General features: G+C 67.9%; 17 protein-coding genes and 1 other annotated feature. Of the genes, 8 read left to right on the plus strand and 9 right to left on the minus strand.

From position 1 onward, the window contains the following. Positions 1-93: 93 nt before the first annotated feature. The gene (locus A7E77_RS03760) at positions 94-2352 is read right to left on the minus strand and encodes an NADP-dependent malic enzyme (protein WP_017979684.1); all 2259 of its coding nucleotides are present in this window, start codon (positions 2350-2352) and stop codon (positions 94-96) included. 90 nt (positions 2353-2442) lie between these two features. Here A7E77_RS03760 and A7E77_RS03765 point away from each other — a divergent pair, with 90 nt between their 5' ends. The 3 genes from A7E77_RS03765 to mutS are packed head-to-tail and all read left to right on the plus strand — an operon-like array spanning position 2443 to position 5498. Beyond that, on the plus strand, positions 2443-2631 hold the full coding sequence (locus A7E77_RS03765) for a hypothetical protein (protein ID WP_063685957.1): 189 nt from the start codon (positions 2443-2445) through the stop codon (positions 2629-2631). Continuing rightward, complete coding sequence (locus A7E77_RS03770; RefSeq protein WP_063685959.1) at positions 2624-2896, plus strand: type II toxin-antitoxin system RelE/ParE family toxin; 273 nt, start codon at positions 2624-2626, stop codon at positions 2894-2896. The genes A7E77_RS03765 and A7E77_RS03770 overlap by 8 nt, the downstream gene beginning before the upstream one ends. Before the next feature lie 22 nt (positions 2897-2918). Next, positions 2919-5498, plus strand: a complete 2580-nt coding sequence (mutS, locus tag A7E77_RS03775; protein WP_063685961.1) for a DNA mismatch repair protein MutS — start codon at positions 2919-2921, stop codon at positions 5496-5498. Between the two features lie 154 nt (positions 5499-5652). Here mutS and hslU read toward each other — a convergent pair whose 3' ends face one another. The 4 genes from hslU to A7E77_RS03795 form a co-directional block, all read right to left on the minus strand. Next, complete coding sequence (hslU, locus tag A7E77_RS03780; RefSeq protein WP_063685963.1) at positions 5653-6945, minus strand: ATP-dependent protease ATPase subunit HslU; 1293 nt, start codon at positions 6943-6945, stop codon at positions 5653-5655. Positions 6946-7012: 67 nt separating this feature from the next. Beyond that, positions 7013-7558, minus strand: coding sequence for an ATP-dependent protease subunit HslV (gene hslV / locus A7E77_RS03785; RefSeq protein ID WP_017979689.1), 546 nt, complete (start codon positions 7556-7558; stop codon positions 7013-7015). Positions 7559-7830: 272 nt separating this feature from the next. Further along, complete coding sequence (locus tag A7E77_RS03790; RefSeq protein ID WP_232479726.1) at positions 7831-8028, minus strand: hypothetical protein; 198 nt, start codon at positions 8026-8028, stop codon at positions 7831-7833. A 65-nt stretch (positions 8029-8093) separates the two neighbouring features. After that, entirely contained in the window at positions 8094-8633 is a 540-nt protein-coding gene (locus A7E77_RS03795) for a glycoside hydrolase family 108 protein (protein WP_063685967.1), read from the minus strand. A gap of 382 nt (positions 8634-9015) precedes the next feature. Next, positions 9016-9071 (plus strand) — a sequence feature (sul1 is cis-regulatory element that is thought to sense ions involved in sulfur or methionine metabolism; They are found in Alphaproteobacteria). 75 nt (positions 9072-9146) lie between these two features. Here A7E77_RS03795 and A7E77_RS03800 point away from each other — a divergent pair. Then, a complete protein-coding gene (locus A7E77_RS03800) occupies positions 9147-10619 on the plus strand; it encodes a SulP family inorganic anion transporter (protein WP_063685970.1) in 1473 nt (490 codons plus the stop codon). A 164-nt stretch (positions 10620-10783) separates the two neighbouring features. On the opposite strand, the gene sdhA is transcribed toward A7E77_RS03800, so the two are convergent. Genes sdhA through sdhC form a run of 3 tightly spaced genes read right to left on the minus strand, consistent with a single transcriptional unit; the run spans position 10784 to position 13343 of the window. Next, positions 10784-12589: a succinate dehydrogenase flavoprotein subunit gene (gene sdhA, locus A7E77_RS03805; RefSeq protein ID WP_043060382.1), complete on the minus strand. Its 1806-nt coding sequence runs from the start codon at positions 12587-12589 to the stop codon at positions 10784-10786. Next, on the minus strand, positions 12586-12969 hold the full coding sequence (gene sdhD, locus A7E77_RS03810; protein ID WP_063685972.1) for a succinate dehydrogenase, hydrophobic membrane anchor protein: 384 nt from the start codon (positions 12967-12969) through the stop codon (positions 12586-12588). The genes sdhA and sdhD overlap by 4 nt, the downstream gene beginning before the upstream one ends. Beyond that, complete coding sequence (gene sdhC, locus A7E77_RS03815; protein ID WP_413243592.1) at positions 12969-13343, minus strand: succinate dehydrogenase, cytochrome b556 subunit; 375 nt, start codon at positions 13341-13343, stop codon at positions 12969-12971. Before sdhC ends, sdhD begins: the two co-directional genes overlap by 1 nt. A gap of 220 nt (positions 13344-13563) precedes the next feature. Here sdhC and A7E77_RS03820 point away from each other — a divergent pair, with 220 nt between their 5' ends. From A7E77_RS03820 to A7E77_RS03835, 4 genes are all read left to right on the plus strand, one after another. Continuing rightward, entirely contained in the window at positions 13564-14925 is a 1362-nt protein-coding gene (locus tag A7E77_RS03820) for a methyl-accepting chemotaxis protein (protein ID WP_078462215.1), read from the plus strand. 48 nt (positions 14926-14973) lie between these two features. Then, the gene (locus tag A7E77_RS03825; protein WP_063685974.1) at positions 14974-16302 is read left to right on the plus strand and encodes a methyl-accepting chemotaxis protein; all 1329 of its coding nucleotides are present in this window, start codon (positions 14974-14976) and stop codon (positions 16300-16302) included. A 64-nt stretch (positions 16303-16366) separates the two neighbouring features. Further along, the gene (locus A7E77_RS03830) at positions 16367-17074 is read left to right on the plus strand and encodes an SDR family NAD(P)-dependent oxidoreductase (protein ID WP_063685976.1); all 708 of its coding nucleotides are present in this window, start codon (positions 16367-16369) and stop codon (positions 17072-17074) included. Next, the gene (locus tag A7E77_RS03835) at positions 17064-18026 is read left to right on the plus strand and encodes a 50S ribosomal protein L11 methyltransferase (protein ID WP_063685978.1); all 963 of its coding nucleotides are present in this window, start codon (positions 17064-17066) and stop codon (positions 18024-18026) included. Before A7E77_RS03830 ends, A7E77_RS03835 begins: the two co-directional genes overlap by 11 nt. A 296-nt stretch (positions 18027-18322) precedes the next feature. On the opposite strand, the gene phhA is transcribed toward A7E77_RS03835, so the two are convergent. Further along, on the minus strand, positions 18323-19192 hold the full coding sequence (gene phhA / locus A7E77_RS03840) for a phenylalanine 4-monooxygenase (RefSeq protein WP_063685980.1): 870 nt from the start codon (positions 19190-19192) through the stop codon (positions 18323-18325). Positions 19193-19206 lie beyond the last annotated feature (14 nt).

Here is a 19206-nt window from a genome sequence, read left to right on the forward strand (position 1 = left end):
TCATGCATCCCCCCGGAACTGGTTCCGAAGCGGATCATACGCAGGCCGAGGCCAGCGGCAAGACGCTATCGCCCGCCGCCGGCCCCTGTCCGGTCAGCGCGCGATACCGCCCGCCGCCAGCACTGCCAGCGTCACCAGCTCGCTCGCCGTCGAGGTCATCGGCGCGATCTGCACGGGCTTTTCCATGCCGATCAGCATCGGACCGATCACGCTGTCGCCACCCAGTTCGCGCAACAGCTTGGCGGCGATGTGGGCCGATTGCAGGCCCGGCATAATTAGGATGTTGGCGGGGCCCGACAGGCGCGCGAAGGGATAGTTCGCCAGCTGCTTGGGGTTCAGCGCGACGTCGGGCGGCATCTCGCCTTCATATTCGAAGCCGACATTGCGCTTGTCGAGTTCGGACACCGCGTCGCGGATATTGTCGACCCACGCGCCCTTGGGATTACCGAAGGTCGAATAGCTCAGCATCGCGACGCGCGGTTCGTGGCCCATGCGGCGCGCGACCTGCGCGGTCTGTTCGGCGAAGTCGGCGAGCTGTTCGCCGGTCGGCCGTTCGTTCACCGTCGTGTCGGCGATGAAGACGGTGTGGCTCTGCCCGACGAGGACGTGGATGCCGAAGGGGGTGCGCCCCGCCTCGGGATCGATCACGCGCTTCACCTGGCGCATCGATTCCGCCCAGGTGCGGGTGATGCCGGTGATCATCGCATCCGCCTCACCCAGCTGCAGCAAGGCCGAACCGAAGACGTTGCGGTCCTGGTTGATCATCCGCTCGACATCGCGGCGCAGATAGCCGCGGCGTTGCAGGCGGTTGTACACGAAGTCGACCATCTTCGGCACCAGCGGCGAATGGCGGCTGTTGTGGACCTCATATTCCTGTGGGTTGGAGACACCCAAAGCCTTCAGGCGATCGTAGACGTCGTCGCGGCCGACGAGCACCGGCGTGCCATAGCCGCCCTCCTTGAAGGCAATGGCGGCGCGCAGCACCACTTCCTCCTCGCCCTCGGCGAACAGCACGCGCTTCGGCCGCGCGCGCGCGCCCTCATAGGCGAGGCTGAGCACCGACGTCGTCGGGTTCAGCCGCGCGCGCAGCTGCTGGCGGTACGCCTCCATGTCGAGGATCGGCTTGGTCGCGACGCCCGAATCCATCGCCGCCTTGGCGACGGCGGAGGGCACCAGCTCCATCAGCCGCGGATCGAAGGGCGCCGGGATGATATATTCGGGGCCGAAGCTGTGCTGCACGCCATAGGCCATCGCCACCTCTTCCGGCACGCGTTCGCGTGCCAGTTCGGCGATGGCATTGGCGGCGGCGATCTTCATCGCATCATTGATGCCGGTGGCGCGCACGTCGAGCGCACCGCGGAAGATGAAGGGGAAGCCGATGACGTTGTTGACCTGGTTCGGATAGTCCGACCGGCCGGTGGCGATGATCGCATCGGGGCGCGCCGCCTTGGCGAGTTCGGGGCGGATTTCCGGTTCGGGATTGGCCATGGCGAAGATGATCGGCGCCTTCGCCATGTCCTTCACCATCTCGGGCTTCAGCGCGCCCGCGGCGGACAAGCCGAGGAACACGTCCGCGCCGTTCAATGCCTCGGTCAGCGTGCGGCGGTCGGTGGCGGCGGCATGCGCCGACTGCCACTGGTTGATATCCTCGCGCCCCTGATAGATCACACCTTCGCGGTCGCACATGATGACGTTGTCGTGGCGCACGCCCATCGCCTTCATCAGCTCGGTGCAAGCGATCGCCGCCGCGCCGGCGCCGTTGACGACGACCTTCACCTCGTCCAGCCGACGCCCGGTCAGCAGGCAGGCGTTGATCAGCCCCGCCGCACAGATGATCGCGGTGCCGTGCTGGTCGTCATGGAAGACCGGGATGTTCATCCGCTCGCGCAAAGTCTGCTCGATGATGAAGCATTCGGGCGCCTTGATGTCTTCCAGGTTGATGCCGCCGAAGCTCGGCTCCATCAGCTCGATCGCATCGATGATCCGGTCGACGTCCTCGGTCTTCAGCTCGATATCGATCGAATCGACATCGGCGAAACGCTTGAACAGCACCGCCTTGCCCTCCATCACCGGCTTCGACGCCAGCGCGCCGAGATTGCCCATGCCGAGGATCGCGGTGCCATTCGAGATGACCGCTACGAGGTTGCCCTTGGCGGTGTAGTCGTAGGCGGTGGCGGGATCGTCGGCGATCGCCTGCACCGGCACCGCGACACCGGGCGAATAGGCGAGCGCGAGGTCGCGCTGCGTCGCCATCGGCTTGGATGCGATGATCTCGATCTTGCCCGGGCGCCCCTCCGAATGGAACAGCAGCGCCTCGCGCTCGGAAAACTGGACGGACGCTGTGTCGGACATGGGGACCTCGCTGCCGGGGAAGGACGCTACGGCTCTTGGCCGTTCCGGCACAGGCTTTCAACCCAAAGGCGGAGCAGGTATGATCGCGGCATGAAGCACGAGGCCGGATTCTCTACGCCGACGATCCCCCTGCCGACGGCCGCGGACTTCGCCCGCGCCAAGCAAGGCTATCAGGCAGGCGACGGCGTCGATCACATCGTGGTGCGCCAGTGGCTTCGCACGTGGGGCGAACCCGATCACCTACCCTTTGAGGAATGGCTTGCCGCCCAGAATGGCTAGGGTCGTCTGGAGCCGACAGGCCCTGGTCGACCTGAATGCCATAACCGCCTATATCCAACAGTTCGATCCCGGCGCCGCCCTGCGAACGCGAACCCGCCTGTCGGACCTCGGCGACAGTCTGATCTTCTTTCCGCATCGCGGACGGCCTAAGGAGGATGGTCGCCGCCAGCTGACGACGGCACCGCCGCACATCATCACCTATGCCGTCGAGGGCGAGGACGTGACTATCCTCTCCGTCCACCACGGCGCCCGAAACATAGACTGAGCCCATGAACACCCCTACCCCGATGATGGCGCAATACCTCGGCCTGAAGGCGGAGGCGGAGGATTGCCTGCTGTTTTACCGCATGGGCGACTTCTTCGAACTGTTCTTCGACGATGCGCGCATCGCGAGCCAGGTGCTCGATATCGCCCTCACGGCGCGCGGTGAGCATGACGGCGAGAAGGTGCCGATGTGCGGCGTGCCCGTCCATGCCGCGACCGCCTACCTCCAGCGCCTGATCAAGGCGGGCCACCGCGTCGCCATTGCCGAACAGACCGAAAGCCCCGAGGCGGCGCGCAAGGCCCGCGGCAGCAAGGCGCTGGTCAATCGCGCGATCGTGCGGGTCGTCACTGCCGGCACGCTGACCGAGGAAGCGCTGCTCGACGCGCGTAGCGACAATTGGTGCGTCGCCATCGGAGAGGCGGCGGGCGCGGTGGCGCTGGCGGCGGCGGATGTCTCGACCGGGCGGTTCGTGGTGATCGACTGTTCGGCCGACGCGCTGGGTGCGGAACTGGCGCGACTGGGCGCCGCCGAGGTGGTGGCGTCCGAAACCAGCGACCATGCGGACGCGGCGACCAGCCTGCGGCCGCGCGGCGGCTTCGACAGCGGCAGCGCGGAGACGCGGCTGAAAGCGCTGTTCGGCGTGGCGACGCTCGACGGCTTCGGCAGCTTCTCCCGCGCAGGCCTGGCCGCGGCGGGCGGCCTCGTCGCCTATCTGGAACATACCGCGAAGGGCGCCCTGCCCTTCCTCCGTCCGCCGCAGCTGGCCCGCGCCGCGGAGACGATGGCGATCGACGCCGCGACGCGCGAAAGCCTGGAGCTGACCTGCACCACCAACGGCCAGCGCAAGGGCAGCCTGCTCGACTGTATCGACCGGACGGTGACGGGCGCGGGCGCACGGGCGCTGGCGAGCGATCTCGGCGCACCACTGATGGATGCCCGTGCGATCGACGAGCGGCTGGATCTGGTGCAGCATTTCCACGATCAGGCGGGCCAGCGTGAGCAGGTGCGGTCCGCGCTGCGGGCGCTGCCCGATATCGGGCGCGCCATCGGCCGGCTGGCCGCAGGGCGCGGGTCGCCGCGCGATTTGGGACAGCTGCGCGACGGGCTGGACGGCGCGTGGCACCTCGGCGAGCGGCTAGGCCAGATCGACGCACCGCTGGCGTTGCTCCGCCGGATCGCGCCCGCGCTGCGCGGCCATGGCGCGCTGATCGACCTGCTCCGCCGCGCGCTCGTCCCCTCGCCGCCGATCGAGGCGAGCGATGGCGGCTATATCGCGGCGGGCTATGACGACGCGCTCGACGCGCTGCGCGATACCGGTGCGGGCGGGCGCCGTGCGATCGCGGCGCTGGAGGCGGAGATGAAGGCCGCGACCGGCATCACCACGCTGAAGGTCCGCCACAACAACGTGCTCGGCTATCACGTCGAGGTGCCGGCGCGATCGGCCGACGCGCTGATGCAACCCGATAGCGGCTTCACCCACCGCCAGACGCTGGCGGGCGTCGTGCGCTTCAACACGCCCGCGCTGCACGAGGTAGCGGCCAAGGTGTCGCAGGCCGGCGCGCATGCGCTCGCCGCCGAAGCGGCGCATCTTGAAGAGCTGACCGCCGCGGCGCTGGCGCAGCGCGAGGCGATCGCCGCGACCGCCGATGCACTCGCCCGGATCGACGTGGCGGCGGGCCTCGCCGAGCGCGCGGCCGAAGGCGGCTGGGCGCGCGCGACGATCGCCGACCATCCCTGTTTCGACGTCGTCGGTGGGCGGCATCCGGTGGTCGAGGCCGCCGTCGCCAAGGCCGGCGAGCGCTTCGTCGCCAACGACTGCACGCTGTCGCCGGACTCCCGCCTGTGGCTGGTGACGGGCCCCAACATGGGCGGCAAGTCGACCTTCCTCCGCCAGAACGCCCTCATCGCGGTGCTGGCGCAGGCGGGCAGCTTCGTGCCCGCGACCAGCGCGACGCTGGGGTTGGTCGACCGGTTGTTCAGCCGCGTCGGCGCGTCGGACAATCTGGCGCGGGGGCGCTCGACCTTCATGGTCGAGATGGTCGAAACCGCGGCGATCCTGGCGCAGGCGACGCCGCAGAGCTTCGTCATCCTCGACGAGGTCGGGCGCGGCACCAGCACCTACGACGGGCTCGCCATCGCCTGGGCGGTGGTGGAGGCGATCCATGAGGACAATCGCTGCCGCTGCCTGTTCGCGACGCATTACCACGAGCTGACCCGTCTTGCCGAACGCTGCGACGCGCTGACGCTCCACCATGTCCGCGCGCGCGAGTGGAAGGGTGAGCTGGTACTGCTGCACGAACTGGCCACCGGGCCGGCGGATCGCAGCTACGGGCTTGCCGTGGCGCGGCTGGCGGGGATGCCGCCGGCGACGGTGGCGCGGGCGAAGGCGGTGCTCGCCAAGCTGGAGGCGGGGCGCGCGAAGACCGGCGGTCTGGCTGCGGGGCTGGACGACCTGCCCTTGTTCGCCGCCGCCGCGCAGGTGGAGGAAGAGACGTGCGATGCCATCCGCGCGGAGGTGGAGGCGCTCGACGTCGACGCGCTGACGCCGCGGGAGGCGCTGGATACGCTGTATCGGCTGAAGGCGTTGGCGCGGGAGAGTTGAAGCGGCTCGGGCCGCCCCCCACTTCGTCACCCCGGACTTGGTCCGGGGTCCACTCCGCGGCGAGGGGGACGGCTAGAGGCTTGACCGCCCCCGTGTGGCACGGTGGACCCCGGAACACGCCCGGGGTGACGGGGTGGGTGGGGCGACGTCCCGGTTACAGCACGAACCGGCTCAGGTCCGTATTGCGCGCGATGCCGGCCAGCTGCTTTTCTACATAGGCCGCATCCACCGTCACCGGTTCGCTGCGGTCTTCGGCATCGAAGCTCACCTCTTCCAGCAGCTTTTCCATCACCGTCTGCAGGCGGCGCGCGCCGATGTTCTCGACCTGGCCGTTCACCTCGGCGGCGATGCGCGCGATGGCGCCGATGCCGTCGTCGGTGAACGTGACGTCGACGCCCTCGGTCGCGATCAGCGCCTTATACTGCGCCGGCAGCGACGCCTTGGTGTCGGAGAGGATCGCGATGAAGTCGGCCTCGGTCAGCCCCTTCAGTTCGACGCGGATCGGCAGGCGGCCCTGCAGTTCGGGCAGCAGGTCAGACGGCTTGGCGACATGGAAGGCGCCGCTGGCGATGAAGAGGATGTGATCCGTCTTCATCGGCCCGTATTTGGTCGCGACGGTGGTGCCCTCGATCAGCGGCAGCAGGTCGCGCTGCACGCCTTCGCGGCTGACCGAACCGCCGCGGACGTCGCTGACCGCGATCTTGTCGATCTCGTCGAGGAAGACGATGCCGTTCGCCTCGGCGTCGGCCAGCGCGGTGCGGCTCACTTCGTCCTGGTCGAGGCGCTTGTCGGCCTCTTCCTCGACCAATTTGTCCCAAGCCGCGCGCACCGTCAGCTTGCGGCGCTTCAATTGCTGGCCGCCGCCGAAGGACTTCATCATCTCGGTCAGGTTGATCATCTGCGGCGCGCCACCGGGCACCTCGAACGGCATCGACGGCGCCTGTTCCAGCTCGATCTCGATCTCGGTCTGGTCGAGATGGCCGTCGGCAAAGCGCTGCTTGAAGCTTTCGCGCGTCGCCTGGCTGCTGTCCTTGCCGACGAGCGCGTCGAGCAGCCGCTTCATCGCCGCGTCCTCCGCCTTGTCCTTCACCGCGAGGCGGCGGCGCTCCTTCTCCAGCCGGATCGCCTCTTCCACCAAGTCGCGCGCGATCTGTTCGACGTCGCGGCCGACATAGCCGACCTCGGTGAACTTGGTCGCCTCGACCTTCACGAACGGCGCATCGGCGAGCTTGGCAAGACGGCGGCTGATCTCGGTCTTGCCGCAGCCGGTGGGGCCGATCATCAGGATATTCTTCGGCGTCACCTCGTCGCGCAGGTCGGGCGAGAGCTGCTGGCGGCGCCAGCGGTTGCGCATCGCGACGGCGACCGCGCGCTTGGCGTCGGCCTGGCCGATGATATGGGCGTCGAGCGCGGCGACGATCGCCTTTGGGGTAAGATTTTCGTTCATTATCTGCCTGTTCGCCGGAATCTGGCGATCTGAAAGGTCACAAAAGTCGCACGGATGCGCGTGTTTTTCAGCTCGCGCTGTCGAGCATTTCGATCGTCGTGCGGTCGTTGGTGTAGACGCAGACTTCCGCCGCGATCGCCATCGCCTTGCGGCAGATCGTCTCGGCGTCCTGTTCGTAATCGACCAGCGCCCGGGCCGCGGCGAGCGCGTAATTGCCGCCCGATCCGATCGCCGCGACGCCGTTTTCCGGCTCCAGCACGTCGCCGTTGCCGGTCAGGATCAGCGTGACGTCTTTGTCCGCGACGATCATCATCGCTTCCAGGTTGCGCAGGTACTTATCGGTACGCCAGTCCTTCGCCAGCTCGACCGCGGCGCGCATCAGCTGGCCCTGGTGGCGCTCCAGCTTGGCCTCCAGCCGTTCGAACAACGTAAAGGCGTCGGCGGTCGCGCCGGCGAAGCCGCCGATCACCTGCCCCTCGCTGCCGAGGCGGCGGACCTTCTTCGCATTGGGCTTCATGACCGTCTGGCCCATCGAGACCTGGCCGTCGCCGATGACGACGACCTTGCCGTTGCGACGGACGGACAAAATGGTGGTGCCATGCCAGACCGGCATGGCGTGTGGATCGTTCCCGCTCATGGCCCGCGATGTAGGTGCGCGGCGGGTGGGTGCAAAGGGGGCCGTTCACTCGGTGTCGAGAAGAGGGAAGAAGGGGTTCACGCGGAGACGCGGAGACGCGGAGGGGTTGCGCCCGACGCGAAGCGTCTTTCTCCCTCGCGAGACAATCGTAGGAGGGCCGCTAGCGCAGCGCGCCCTCTTCTTCTCCGCGTCTCCGCGTCTCCGCGTGAATCACCCTTCTCCTTCGCGCCTTCGCGTCTTCGCGTGAATCACCTTTCCACCCCCTTCGCCTTCCCCCACGCCCGCGCGGCCGTGTAACCGAGGTAGCCCGTGCCAAAGAGCGCGTAGAGCGGTTCGGGAATGGCATTGAGGTACGCACCCGCCCCCCGCGCCATGGCGATGGCGACATCGGGCCGGATCGCGGCGATCAGGCTCATCGGGATGGTCCACAGGATCAGCGCATACATCACGTAGAGGAAGGCGGGGCGCGCGCGGCGCACCCATCGGTCCTCCGCAGGCGGCCGGCGCGGCGTCACGAGACGCGCCCCGCGAGCCAGCCGTACAGAAAGGCCTCGTTGGCGGGGCGGCGCTCGGCGAGCGCGACATAGCGTTCGCCCTGCAAGGCATCGATCGCCTTGACCAGCACCGCCTCCCCCGCTTTGCCGCGCCGCGCCAGAAAGGCATCGAGCGCCGCGAGCGTTCGCGCGCCCACCGCTCCGTCGGCGGCGAGGTCGGGATAATCGGCCTGCCCGCGGTTAAGCGCGTTGAGCGCCCGCTGGAGAAACCCGATCGCGGTCGCGGTGCCCATGTTGACGCCGGTATCGAACAGCTCGCCCGCCAGGACGGGCGCCCGCGTGGCGATCCGGTCGAAGCCCGGCCCCCGCCAATAGACGCGCTCGTAGATCTCGGCGGCACGCGCCCGCGGCAGGTCGCGGATCGCCCCCTGCCAGCCGTTGGCACGGGCGACCGCGGTGGTGATCCCCCAACTGGTGGCGTCGCCACGATCGGCGGGATGATCGACATAGCCGCCCTCGCGGGCGATCAACCGGTCGATAAGGGCATGGATGGTCATGATGCGCTCCCCTGCTGTGACGGTGCGGGGGAGGATCATGGTTTTGGGGAATAGGACAGGGGGTGGGTCTGGCGGCGGGATTTCCGGTTGTTGGGCAAGGAGATGCGCCGATCGGGTTGTGACCGGCGTCCAACACGCCTTGGCGGCGACTCATTCCCGTCGCCCACATGATCCGTCACCCCGGACTTGTTCCGGGGTCCACCGGGCCGCGGGGGAGCGTTCGCGCCTCCAGCCTTCCCCCTCGCCGCGGAGTGGACCCCGGACCAAGTCCGGGGTGACGGAGGGAATGGGGCGGGCGCTGCGATCCCCTCGCCGTCCCCCATCCTCCCCACCGCCCCGGATTTGCATCGCGGCGCGCTTCGCGCTAACCGCGCCGCATTCGCATGGACCCGGTGCAATTCCGGGTGGCTATTCCGGCCGCCGATCCGCCGGACAACGTATACCGCGCCCTTTCACGCCATTGCCTTTGCCGGTGATGTCTCACCTCGCGCGGTCGATACGGACCCTCGTTACATGACTTTCGATTTCGCCCGCTACCGCGCCGAATGGTATAGCGGCCCCGCCGCCGCGCGACGGGACATCCTCGCCGGCATGGTCGGCACCTTCGCGTTGATCCCAGAGGTCATCGCCTTTTCCTTCGTCGCGGGTATCGACCCGCAGGTCGGCCTGTTCGCCTCCTTCGTCATCGGCATCGTCATCGCGATCTTCGGCGGGCGCCCCGCCATGATCTCGGGCGCGGCCGGCTCGGTTGCGCTGGTCGCCGCCGCGCTGGTGACGGCGCATGGCCTGCCCTATCTGCTCGCCGCCACCGTCATGGCTGGCGTGTTGCAGGTCGCGTTCGGGCTGCTCCGGCTCGACGTGCTGATGCGCTTCGTGTCGCAATCGGTGCGCACCGGCTTCGTCAACGCGCTCGCGATCCTGATCTTTTCGGCGCAGGTGCCGCAATTGCTCGGCGTCGACTGGCACACCTATGCGATGATCGGGCTCGGCCTCGCGATCATCTACCTCACACCGCGCGTGACGACCGTCATTCCGTCGCCACTGATCTGCATCGTCGTGCTGACTGCGGTCAGCGTCGCGTTTCCGATGCCGCTGCGCACGATCGCCGACCTTGGGCGCCTGCCCGACGCCCTGCCCGCCTTTGCGCTGCCCGCCGTCCCGATGGAATGGCGCGCGCTTGCCATCGTCGCGCCCTATGCGTTGGCGATGGCCGCGGTCGGCCTGCTCGAATCGCTGATGACCGCGCGCGTCGTCGACGACTTGACCGAAAGCGGCAGCGACAAGGCGCGCGAGGCGACCGGCCTCGGCCTCGCCAATGTCGCCGCCGGGCTGTTCGGCGGCATCGCCGGCTGCGGCATGATCGGCCAGACCGTCGGCAACGTCCGCTATGGCGGGCGCGGGCGGCTGTCGACGCTGGTCGCGGGCGTGTTCCTGCTCGTCGTGATGGTGCCGCTGCGCCCGTGGGTCGCGCAGGTGCCCGTCGCGGCGCTGGTCGCGATCATGGTGATGGTGTCGATCAGCACCTTTTCCTGGGGATCGCTGCGCGACCTCGCCCGCCATCCCAAGGTGTCGGGCGTGGTGATGCTCGCGACCGTCGCGGTGACGGTGGCGACGCACGATCTGTCGGCGGGCGTCGCGGTCGGCGTGCTGCTGAGCGGCGTGTTCTTCGCGTTCAAGGTGATGCGGATGATGCGCGTCGACGTCGCCTATGACGCCAGCACCGACACGCGCGTCTACACCGTGTCGGGGCAGGTGTTCTTCGCCAGCGCCGAAATGTTCGCAGACCGGTTCGACCTGCGCGACAGCGCCGCGGGCGTGCGGGTCGATCTGACGCACGCGCATCTGTGGGACGTGACGGCGGTCGCGGCGCTGGACGACGTCGTCGCCAAGATGCGCAGCCATGGGATGGTGGTGGAGCTGGTGGGGCTCAACGCCGCGAGCGCGGTGCTGGTCGATCGGCATGCGCCGCTGGTGATGGGGGTTTGAGCGGGGGCATTGCCCCCCATGCTCGTCATTCCCGCGGAGGCGGGAATCCAGACTGGCTGACGGTGCGGCTTTATCGCCAGCGTTAGAGGTTATGGATCCCCGCCTGCGCGGGGATGACTTAGTGGACCGGGCGCGACCCTGTCGTCGCGCCCGGCCCTACCCGATCAATACACCCGCTTCTTCGGCTTGATGTATTCGACGTCGTCGGTGAGCGTGTAATCGTGGACCGGGCGATAATCGATCGCGGTCGCGCCGCCGACGCCGCCCCAGCCGGTGAAGGTGGCGATCGTGTGCTTCATCCAGTTCGCATCGTCGCGATCCGGGTGATCCTCGTTCACGTGCGCGCCGCGCGATTCCTTGCGGTTGGCCGCCGAATCGATCGTCACCAGCGCCTGCGCGACCAGATTGTCGAGCTCCAGCGTCTCGATCAGGTCGGTGTTCCAGATGAGGCTGCGGTCGTTGACCTGCACGTCCTGCATCGAGGCGTAGATGTCCTTCATCAGCGCCTGGCCTTCGCTGAGCAGCGCATTGTCGCGGAACACCGCGCAATGCTTCTGCATCGTGCGCTGCATCTTGCCCCGGATTTCCGCGGTTGGCGTGGCGCCAGCGGCATTGCGGAACTTATCGAGGCGCGTCAGCGACAGCTCTTCCGAACCCTTGGGCAGCGGATTGTGCGTCGTGTTGGGCTTGCAGATGTCGGCGATACGCTTGCCGGTCGCTCGGCCGAAGACCACGAGGTCGATCAGCGAGTTGGAGCCGAGGCGGTTCGCGCCATGGACCGACACGCATGCCGCTTCGCCGACCGCGAACAGGCCGGGGACGACCGTGTCCGGATTGCCGTCGACCAGGTTGACGACCTCGCCGTGGAAGTTCGTCGGGATGCCGCCCATGTTGTAATGGACGGTCGGCGTGACGGGCAGCGGCTGGCGCGTCAGGTCGACGCCCGCGAAGATCTTGCCCGTCTCGGTGATGCCCGGCAGGCGCTCGTGCAGCACCTTGGGATCGATGTGGTCGAGGTGCAGGAAGATGTGGTCGCCGTTCTTGCCGACGCCGCGGCCTTCGCGCATCTCCATCGCCATCGAGCGCGACACGACATCGCGCGACGCCAGGTCCTTCGCCGACGGGGCATAGCGCTCCATGAAGCGCTCGCCTTCGGAATTGGTCAGATAGCCGCCCTCACCGCGTGCGCCCTCGGTGATGAGCACGCCCGCGCCGTAGATGCCGGTCGGGTGGAACTGGACGAACTCCATGTCCTGCAACGGCAGACCGGCGCGCAGCACCATGCCGCCGCCGTCGCCGGTGCAGGTATGCGCCGAGGTCGCCGAGAAATAGCAGCGGCCATAGCCGCCCGTCGCCAGCACGGTGTTGTGGCTGCGGAAGCGGTGGATGCTGCCGTCTTCCATGCACAAAGCGATCACGCCGCGGCACACGCCGTTTTCCATGATCAGATCGAGCGCGAAATATTCGACGTAGAAGTCGGCGTCGTAGCGCAGCGACTGCTGGTACAGCGTGTGGAGCATCGCATGCCCCGTACGGTCCGCCGCGGCGCAGGTGCGCTGCGCGGGCGGGCCTTCGCCCATGTTCTGCATCATGCCGCCGAACGGGCGCTGGTAGATGCGGCCTTCGTCGGTGCGGCTGAAGGGCATGCCGGCATGTTCCAGCTCGTACACCGCCGCCGGTGCCTCGCGGACCATGTATTCGATCGCGTCCTGGTCACCGAGCCAGTCCGACCCCTTGACGGTGTCGTACATGTGCCAGGTCCAGTGATCCGGACCCATGTTGCCGAGCGATGCGGCGATGCCGCCCTGCGCCGCGACGGTGTGCGACCGGGTCGGGAACACCTTGGTGATGCAGGCGGTCTTCAGGCCGTTCTGCGCGCATTCCATGACGGCGCGCAGGCCCGAACCGCCCGCGCCGACGACGACGGCGTCATAGGTGTGGTCGATGATCTTATAGGCAGGCGCGTTCATGCCGCAGCTCCGAAGGCGACCTTGAGGATCGCGAAGATGGCGATCGCGGCGGTCGCGACCGTGAAGAAGTTCAGCGCGAGCATGTAGGCGACGCGCTTTTCGCCGTGCTGGTAATCCTCGATCACCACCTGCAGCCCGAGGCGGAAGTGATAGAAGACCGACACGATCAGCAGGATCATCGGCACCGCGACCCAGCTGTTGCGCAGCCAATCGTGAACGCTGGCATAGTCATAACCCGGCAGGCGCAGCAGCGAGAAGACGAACCAGAGCGTCAGGAACAGGTTCGATCCCGCGGTGACGCGCTGACGCCACCAGTGATGCGCGCCTTCCTTGGCGCTGCCGAGGCCGCGGACGCGGCCGATGCTGGTGCCCGAACCCATTACTTCATCCCCAGGTAAAGCCAGAAGGCCGCGGTCAGCACCACGCCGCCGACGATGACGACCATGCTGAACATCTTGTTGCGCTTCAGTTCGAACGCGGCGCCCGCATCCATCACCAGGTGGCGGATGCCGTTCAGCGCGTGCGTGAAGAACGCCCAGGTCATGCCGACGCCGATGATCCAGCCGAGCGGATTGAGCGCGCCGCTGTCATGGGTGAAGACGTCGCGGAAGGTCGCGTAGCTTTCCGCCCCGCCCGCGATCGCGGCGAGCCACCACACCAGCAGCACCGTGCCGACCGTCGCCATTCCCGAACCCGTGGCGCGATGGAGGATGGAGACCAGCATATGCGGCCCCCAGCTGTAGTGGAGCTTCATAAAGCCCGAGAAAAGATGCGGGCTGCGCGGGCGCGCCGGGGTACGGGATGCCATGAACGGTCCTCGGGCAAGATCGATTGCAGTGCCTATTAGGCCACGCGTTCGCCGATGCAACCCATAGCATCCGCTCCTAACCGAGCATTAACCACTTGGGCGGTAGGCACGACGGTCGAGAGGCCCGTTTACCGGGCACGTCGCTCGTTCGCCGGAGACTTCAGCTTTGCCCGACATCGCCCTGCCGCCCCCGGCCAGCATCGCCGCCAGGATCGACCTGCCGAGTCGAATCAAGGCGTTCGACGGCGGCGACGACACATTGGTCGCGCAGGCACGGGAATTGTGGACGATCATCGAACCCGATGCGGGCGAGATCGTCGATGCCTATTGGGATCATTGGCGCGCCGCCAATCCGGGCGCGCCGACCTGGACGCCGATGGAGGGCGAGCGTCGCCGCGCGGCGGGCGTGGCCTATCTGCGCAACCGCTTCTGCCATCTGGAAGGGATCGCCTGGGTCGAATCGCTCGAACGCTCGGTCGCCGCCGCCTATGCCGCGGGCGTCGAGACGATGGAATTGCTCGCCATGTCGTGCGCCAGCGACCGCGCCGTCCTGAAGGCGCTGAAGAAGCGCCTGCCCGAAGACACGATGCACCGCACCGGACTGGTGGACGCACTGATGCGGCTGTTCGGCATGGAGACCGAGCTCACCGTCGCGCTGTTCGCGGGCTTTGACGGCTATAGCGCCCATGCGGCGCGCGAGCGGCTGGCGGGCGATTTCCGCGAAGGCATCGCCGACGCGGTCGAGACCGCGACCGTCGAAGGCCGCACCTTGCGCGCACAGGCCGAACGCAGCTCCGGCTCGGCACGCGGCATGCTGGGCAAGACCAGCGAGGTCGCCGCCGCCGCCGAACAATCCGCCGTCGCGATGCGCGAGGCGGCACAGACCGCCGCGGGCCTGATCCGCGCGATCGAGGACGCCCGGACCGAGGTGGAGGCCGCTGCCGAGATCGCCAGCCGCGCCTCGCGCCAGGCGACCGATGCGGTCGGCATGTCGGAAACGCTGTCCGACCACGCCAAATCGATCGAATCGATCCTGGGCCTGATCCGCGACATCGCCGGGCAGACCAACCTGCTGGCGCTGAATGCGACGATCGAGGCAGCGCGCGCCGGTGACGCCGGCCGCGGCTTCGCCGTCGTCGCGCAGGAGGTGAAGAGCCTCGCCAACCAGACCGCGCGCGCGACCGACGACATCGCCGCCAAGATCGCCTCGATCCAGTCGGCGACGAAATCCACCGTCGAAACCAACGCCAGCATCCGCACGACGGTGACCGAGGTGCAGGAATCGGCCGATCGCATCCGCTTCGCCATGGAGGCGCAGGCGCAGACCGTCACCGCCATCACCGCCGCGGTCGACGAAACCGCGCTCGCCGCCGATTCGATGGCGAGCACGATCGCCACGATCCGCATGGACACCGAAACCGTCGCCGCCGAGATCGACGGCGTGGGCCGCGGCTTCGACAGGCTCGACGGGCGGTTGCAGACGCTGAAGAGCAGCGCCGGCGATTTCGTCGCCAAGGTCGCCGCCTGATGGCCCGTGCCATTCCGTCGCTTCGATCGCCGAGGGGCTGACAGCATCATGCAACGCCGCATCGTCGACCATCTGGGCGAATATGACTGGGACGGCACGCTCGCCGACACCTCGCGCGACATTTGCGCCTTGCTGTCGGAGGCGGATTATCGCGACATCGCGCGCTGCTTCTGGGACCAGTATCTGTCGCTGCCCGCGACGCAATCGGTCCGCCACCTGTTCCATGGCGATCGGCTGGAACGCCGGATGCGCGAGAGCATCGAATATGCCCGGCTGAAATACGGCGCCCCGTTCGACGACGGCTGGGTGAAGATCGCCCACCGCCATGCCGACCAGTGCATGCGATCGAACGTCCCCTTGCCCAGCCTGCAGGCAGCGCTCGCTCATTCGCACAGCCACACGGTTCGGATCATCGAAGGCTATTGCACGGGCGACACGCCGCGCCTGCTGCGCATGTGCGACGCGGTGCAGCGCATCTCGCTGGTCGAGGCCGATCTGATGTCGGGCTATCTTGCCGAGGTTCACGAGAACGAGGCGCGAAGCGAACGGCAGGAACGCTCGGCCGCCTTCCGCGAAAGCATCGCCGTCTCGATCGAATCGGCGGTGGCGCTGGGTGCGCGTATCCGCGTGCAGGCCGACGCGGCCTCCACATCGACCCGCACCGTCATGGAAAAGGCGCGGATCGTCGCCAGCAATGCCGAGGAAACCGCGCTCGCGATGCGTAGCGCCGCGCAGACCGCCGCCGGCCTGACGCATGCGATCGACAGCGCCCGTACCGAGGTGGAGGCCGCCGCCGGCATCGCGACGCGCGCCAGCGAACATGCCGTGGATGCAGTGCGCGCCAGCGAGACGCTGTCCGACCACGCCAAATCGATCGAATCGATCCTGGGCCTGATCCGCGACATCGCCGGGCAGACCAATTTGCTTGCGCTCAATGCGACGATCGAGGCGGCGCGGGCGGGCGATGCCGGCCGCGGCTTCGCCGTCGTCGCGCAGGAGGTAAAGAGCCTCGCCAACCAGACCGCGCGCGCGACCGACGATATCGCCGCCAAGATCGCCGCGATCCAGGCGGCAACGCGGTCCACCGTCGAAACCAACATCAGCATCCGCCAGACGGTGGATGCGGCGCGCAACTCGGCGCTGCGCATCCGCAGCGCGATGGAGGAACAGGCGCGCACCGTCGACACCATCACCGCCGCGATCGACGAAGGCGCGCTCGCCGCCGACACGATGGCGGCGACGGTCGACACGATCCGCGACGACACGCATGCCGTCGTCGGCGAGATCGTGTGCCTGGGCGCCGGCTTCAGCGAGGTCGGCGACCGGCTGGCGCAACTGCAACGCTCCGCCGAAAGCTTCTCCGCCAGCGTGGGCTGACGCGGATTTCCGCGCCTATCGCCGACGGTTGCCCGCCCGGCCACCGCCGGTTAGGGCCGCGGCCATGACCATCATCGTTACCGGATCGAGCCGCGGCATCGGCGCCAGCATCCTCGCGACGCTCCGCGACGGCGGCCATGCCGTCATCGGCCAGGCGACCACCACCGGCAGCGGCGCCGACATCGCCGCCGATTTCGCCGACCCCGCCGCCCCCCGTGCGTTGTGGGATGCCGCGCTCGCCCGCGCGGGCGGCACGATCGACGTGCTGATCAACAATGCCGGCGTGTTCGAGGCCAATCCGCTGGACCGCGCGTCCGACGACTGGGTCGCCGACTGGGAACGGACGCAACGCATCAACCTGACCGCCGCCGCCGAGCTCTGCCGCCTTGCCGTGCTCCACTGGCAAGACCGGAAGGTCGGCGGCCGCATCGTCAACATCGCCAGCCGCGCCGCCTATCGCGGCGACAGCCCCGCGCACTGGCATTATGCCGCCGCCAAGGCAGGCATGGTCGCGATGACCAAGACGATTGCGCGCGCCTATGCGAAGGACGGCATCCTCGCCTTCGCCATCTGCCCCGGCTTCACCATGACCGGCATGGCCGACGACTATCTGGCCAGCCGCGGTGGCGACAAACTGCTCGCCGACATTCCGCTGGGCCGCGTCGCCGACCCGGATGAGGTGGCGACGCTCGCCCGCTTCTGTGCGCTCGAAGCGCCCGCTTCGATGACTGGCGCGGTGCTCGACATCAATGGAGCCTCCTATGTCCGCTGAGTCCAACGGCACGAGCTGGCGGATCACCCTGCCCTGCACCCGCGCCGAGGCGGAGGCGATCGACAGCGCCTCCGATCTCGCGATCGATGCGGTGCTGATGACCACCGAAGAGGTGGAGGACGACGTCGAACGCTGGCGGCTCGACGCCTATGTCGAGCATGAGCCCGACGCGGCGATGCTCGCGACGATCCACGCTCTGGTGCCGAGCGCGAGCGGCCACGATCCGGTGGTCACGCAGCTGGGCGACGAGGATTGGATCGCGATGAGCCAGGCGGGGCTGGAGCCGATCCGCGAAGGCCGTTTCGTCGTCCACACCAGCGCGCACCCCGTCGCGGCGCCCGCGGGGGGCCGCGCTTTCCTGATCGATGCGGGGCAGGCCTTCGGCACCGGCCATCACGGCACGACCAGCGGTTGCCTCGCCATGCTCGATGGCCTGGCGGTAGCGGGCAAGACCTTCACCCGCGCGATCGACGTCGGCACCGGCACCGGCCTGCTCGCCTTCGCCGCTGTCGAATTGTGGCCCGACGCGCTGGTTGTCGCGACCGACATCGATCCCGTCGCGGTCAACGTGACGCGCGAGAATGCCGCGCTGAACGGCATTGCGGCGGACGCAGTGACGCTGTTCGTCGCCGACGGCGCGCGCCACCCCGATATCGACGCCGCCGCGCCCTACGATCTGGTGATCGCCAACATCCTCGCCGGCCCCCTGGTATCGATGGCGCCCGAGCTCGCCGCGATCGCCGCGCCGCACGCGACGATCGTGCTGGCGGGCCTGCTGGAAACGCAGCGCGACACCGTCGTCGCGGCCTATGTCGCCTGCGGCTGCACACTCGACGCGATCGACCGCCGCGGCGACTGGACCGTCCTGCGCCTCACCGCCGGCGCGTACCGCTACGTGCCGACGGCTCCCTTCGACCCGAAGGGCCGCGACGGCTGGGCATTGGATCTGTAATCCTCACGCCGTCATCCCGGCCTTGAGCCGGGATCCCGCTTCTTCCTCGGCCGGTTAAGAGCGGGACCCCGGATCACGTCCGGGGTGACGGGTTTCATGGAGCAACGGCTACCCTACCCACACCGTCATCCCCGCGAAGGCGGGACTATCCTCGTGGGTTCACGAAGGGCGGATGAACGGCCGGTCGAAACATGTCTATTCCTCCCCCCGCCAGGGGGAGGAATTGCCGGCTGACTGAATGTCATCCTAGGCCTGCGCGTCATTCCCGCCTCCGCGGGAATGACGCCCTTGTCGGCTCAGCCCGCCTTCCCCCGCGCATAGGCCTGCGTGCCGTGCGTCAGCACCTCATCCCCCTCGACGATCGCCGCGACCGGAATGTCCTCCTGCGCCTTTAGCGCTTCGTACAAAGGCGCGAAGTCCGTCTCGACCGTCACGCGCAGCAACTCGTCGAAGCTCGGAATGACGAAATAATTCTGCTGGAAATCGTCGATCCGATACTCCGTCCGCATCACGCGCGCGATATCGAAGCCGATGCGATTGGGGCTGGGATCGTCGAGCGCGAAGCGGCTCTCGGCATAGCTCGACACGATGCCCGACCCATAGATGCGCAGGCCTTCCGGCTCCTGGATCAACCCGAACTCCACCGTATACCAGTACAACCGCCCCAGGTATTTCAGCGCGTCATGCTGCATCGCGCGCTGCCCGCCGCGGCCGTACGCCTCCAGGTAATCGGCGAACACCGGATCGGCCAGCATCGGCACATGGCCGAACACGTCGTGGAAGACGTCGGGCTCCTGCAGATAGTCGAGCTGGTCCGGCCGGCGGATGAAATTGCCCGCGACGAAGCGGCGATTCGCCATGTGATCGAAAAAAACATCGTCCGGCACCAGCCCCGGCACCGCCACCACCTGCCACCCGGTCAGCTTCATAAGCCGTTCGGACAGTTCCTCAAAATCCGGGATGCCGGGTTTCGACAGCTTCAGCACGTCCAGCCCGCGCAGATAGGCGTCCGATGCGCGGCCGGGAAGCAGTTGGGATTGGCGCGCGAACAGCGTATCCCAGGTCGCATGTTCTTCCGCCGTGTAATGCTGCCAGTTCTGGGGGATCGTCCAGTCTGCGGCGGCATCGGTGGGGGGCGAAGCGAGCGCGTGCGTGTCTGTGGCCATGACGACGGCGTAAC

Origin of the sequence: Sphingomonas sp. NIC1, assembly GCF_001638925.1 — a bacterium.
Classification (GTDB): Bacteria; Pseudomonadota; Alphaproteobacteria; order Sphingomonadales; family Sphingomonadaceae; genus Sphingomonas; species Sphingomonas aquatilis.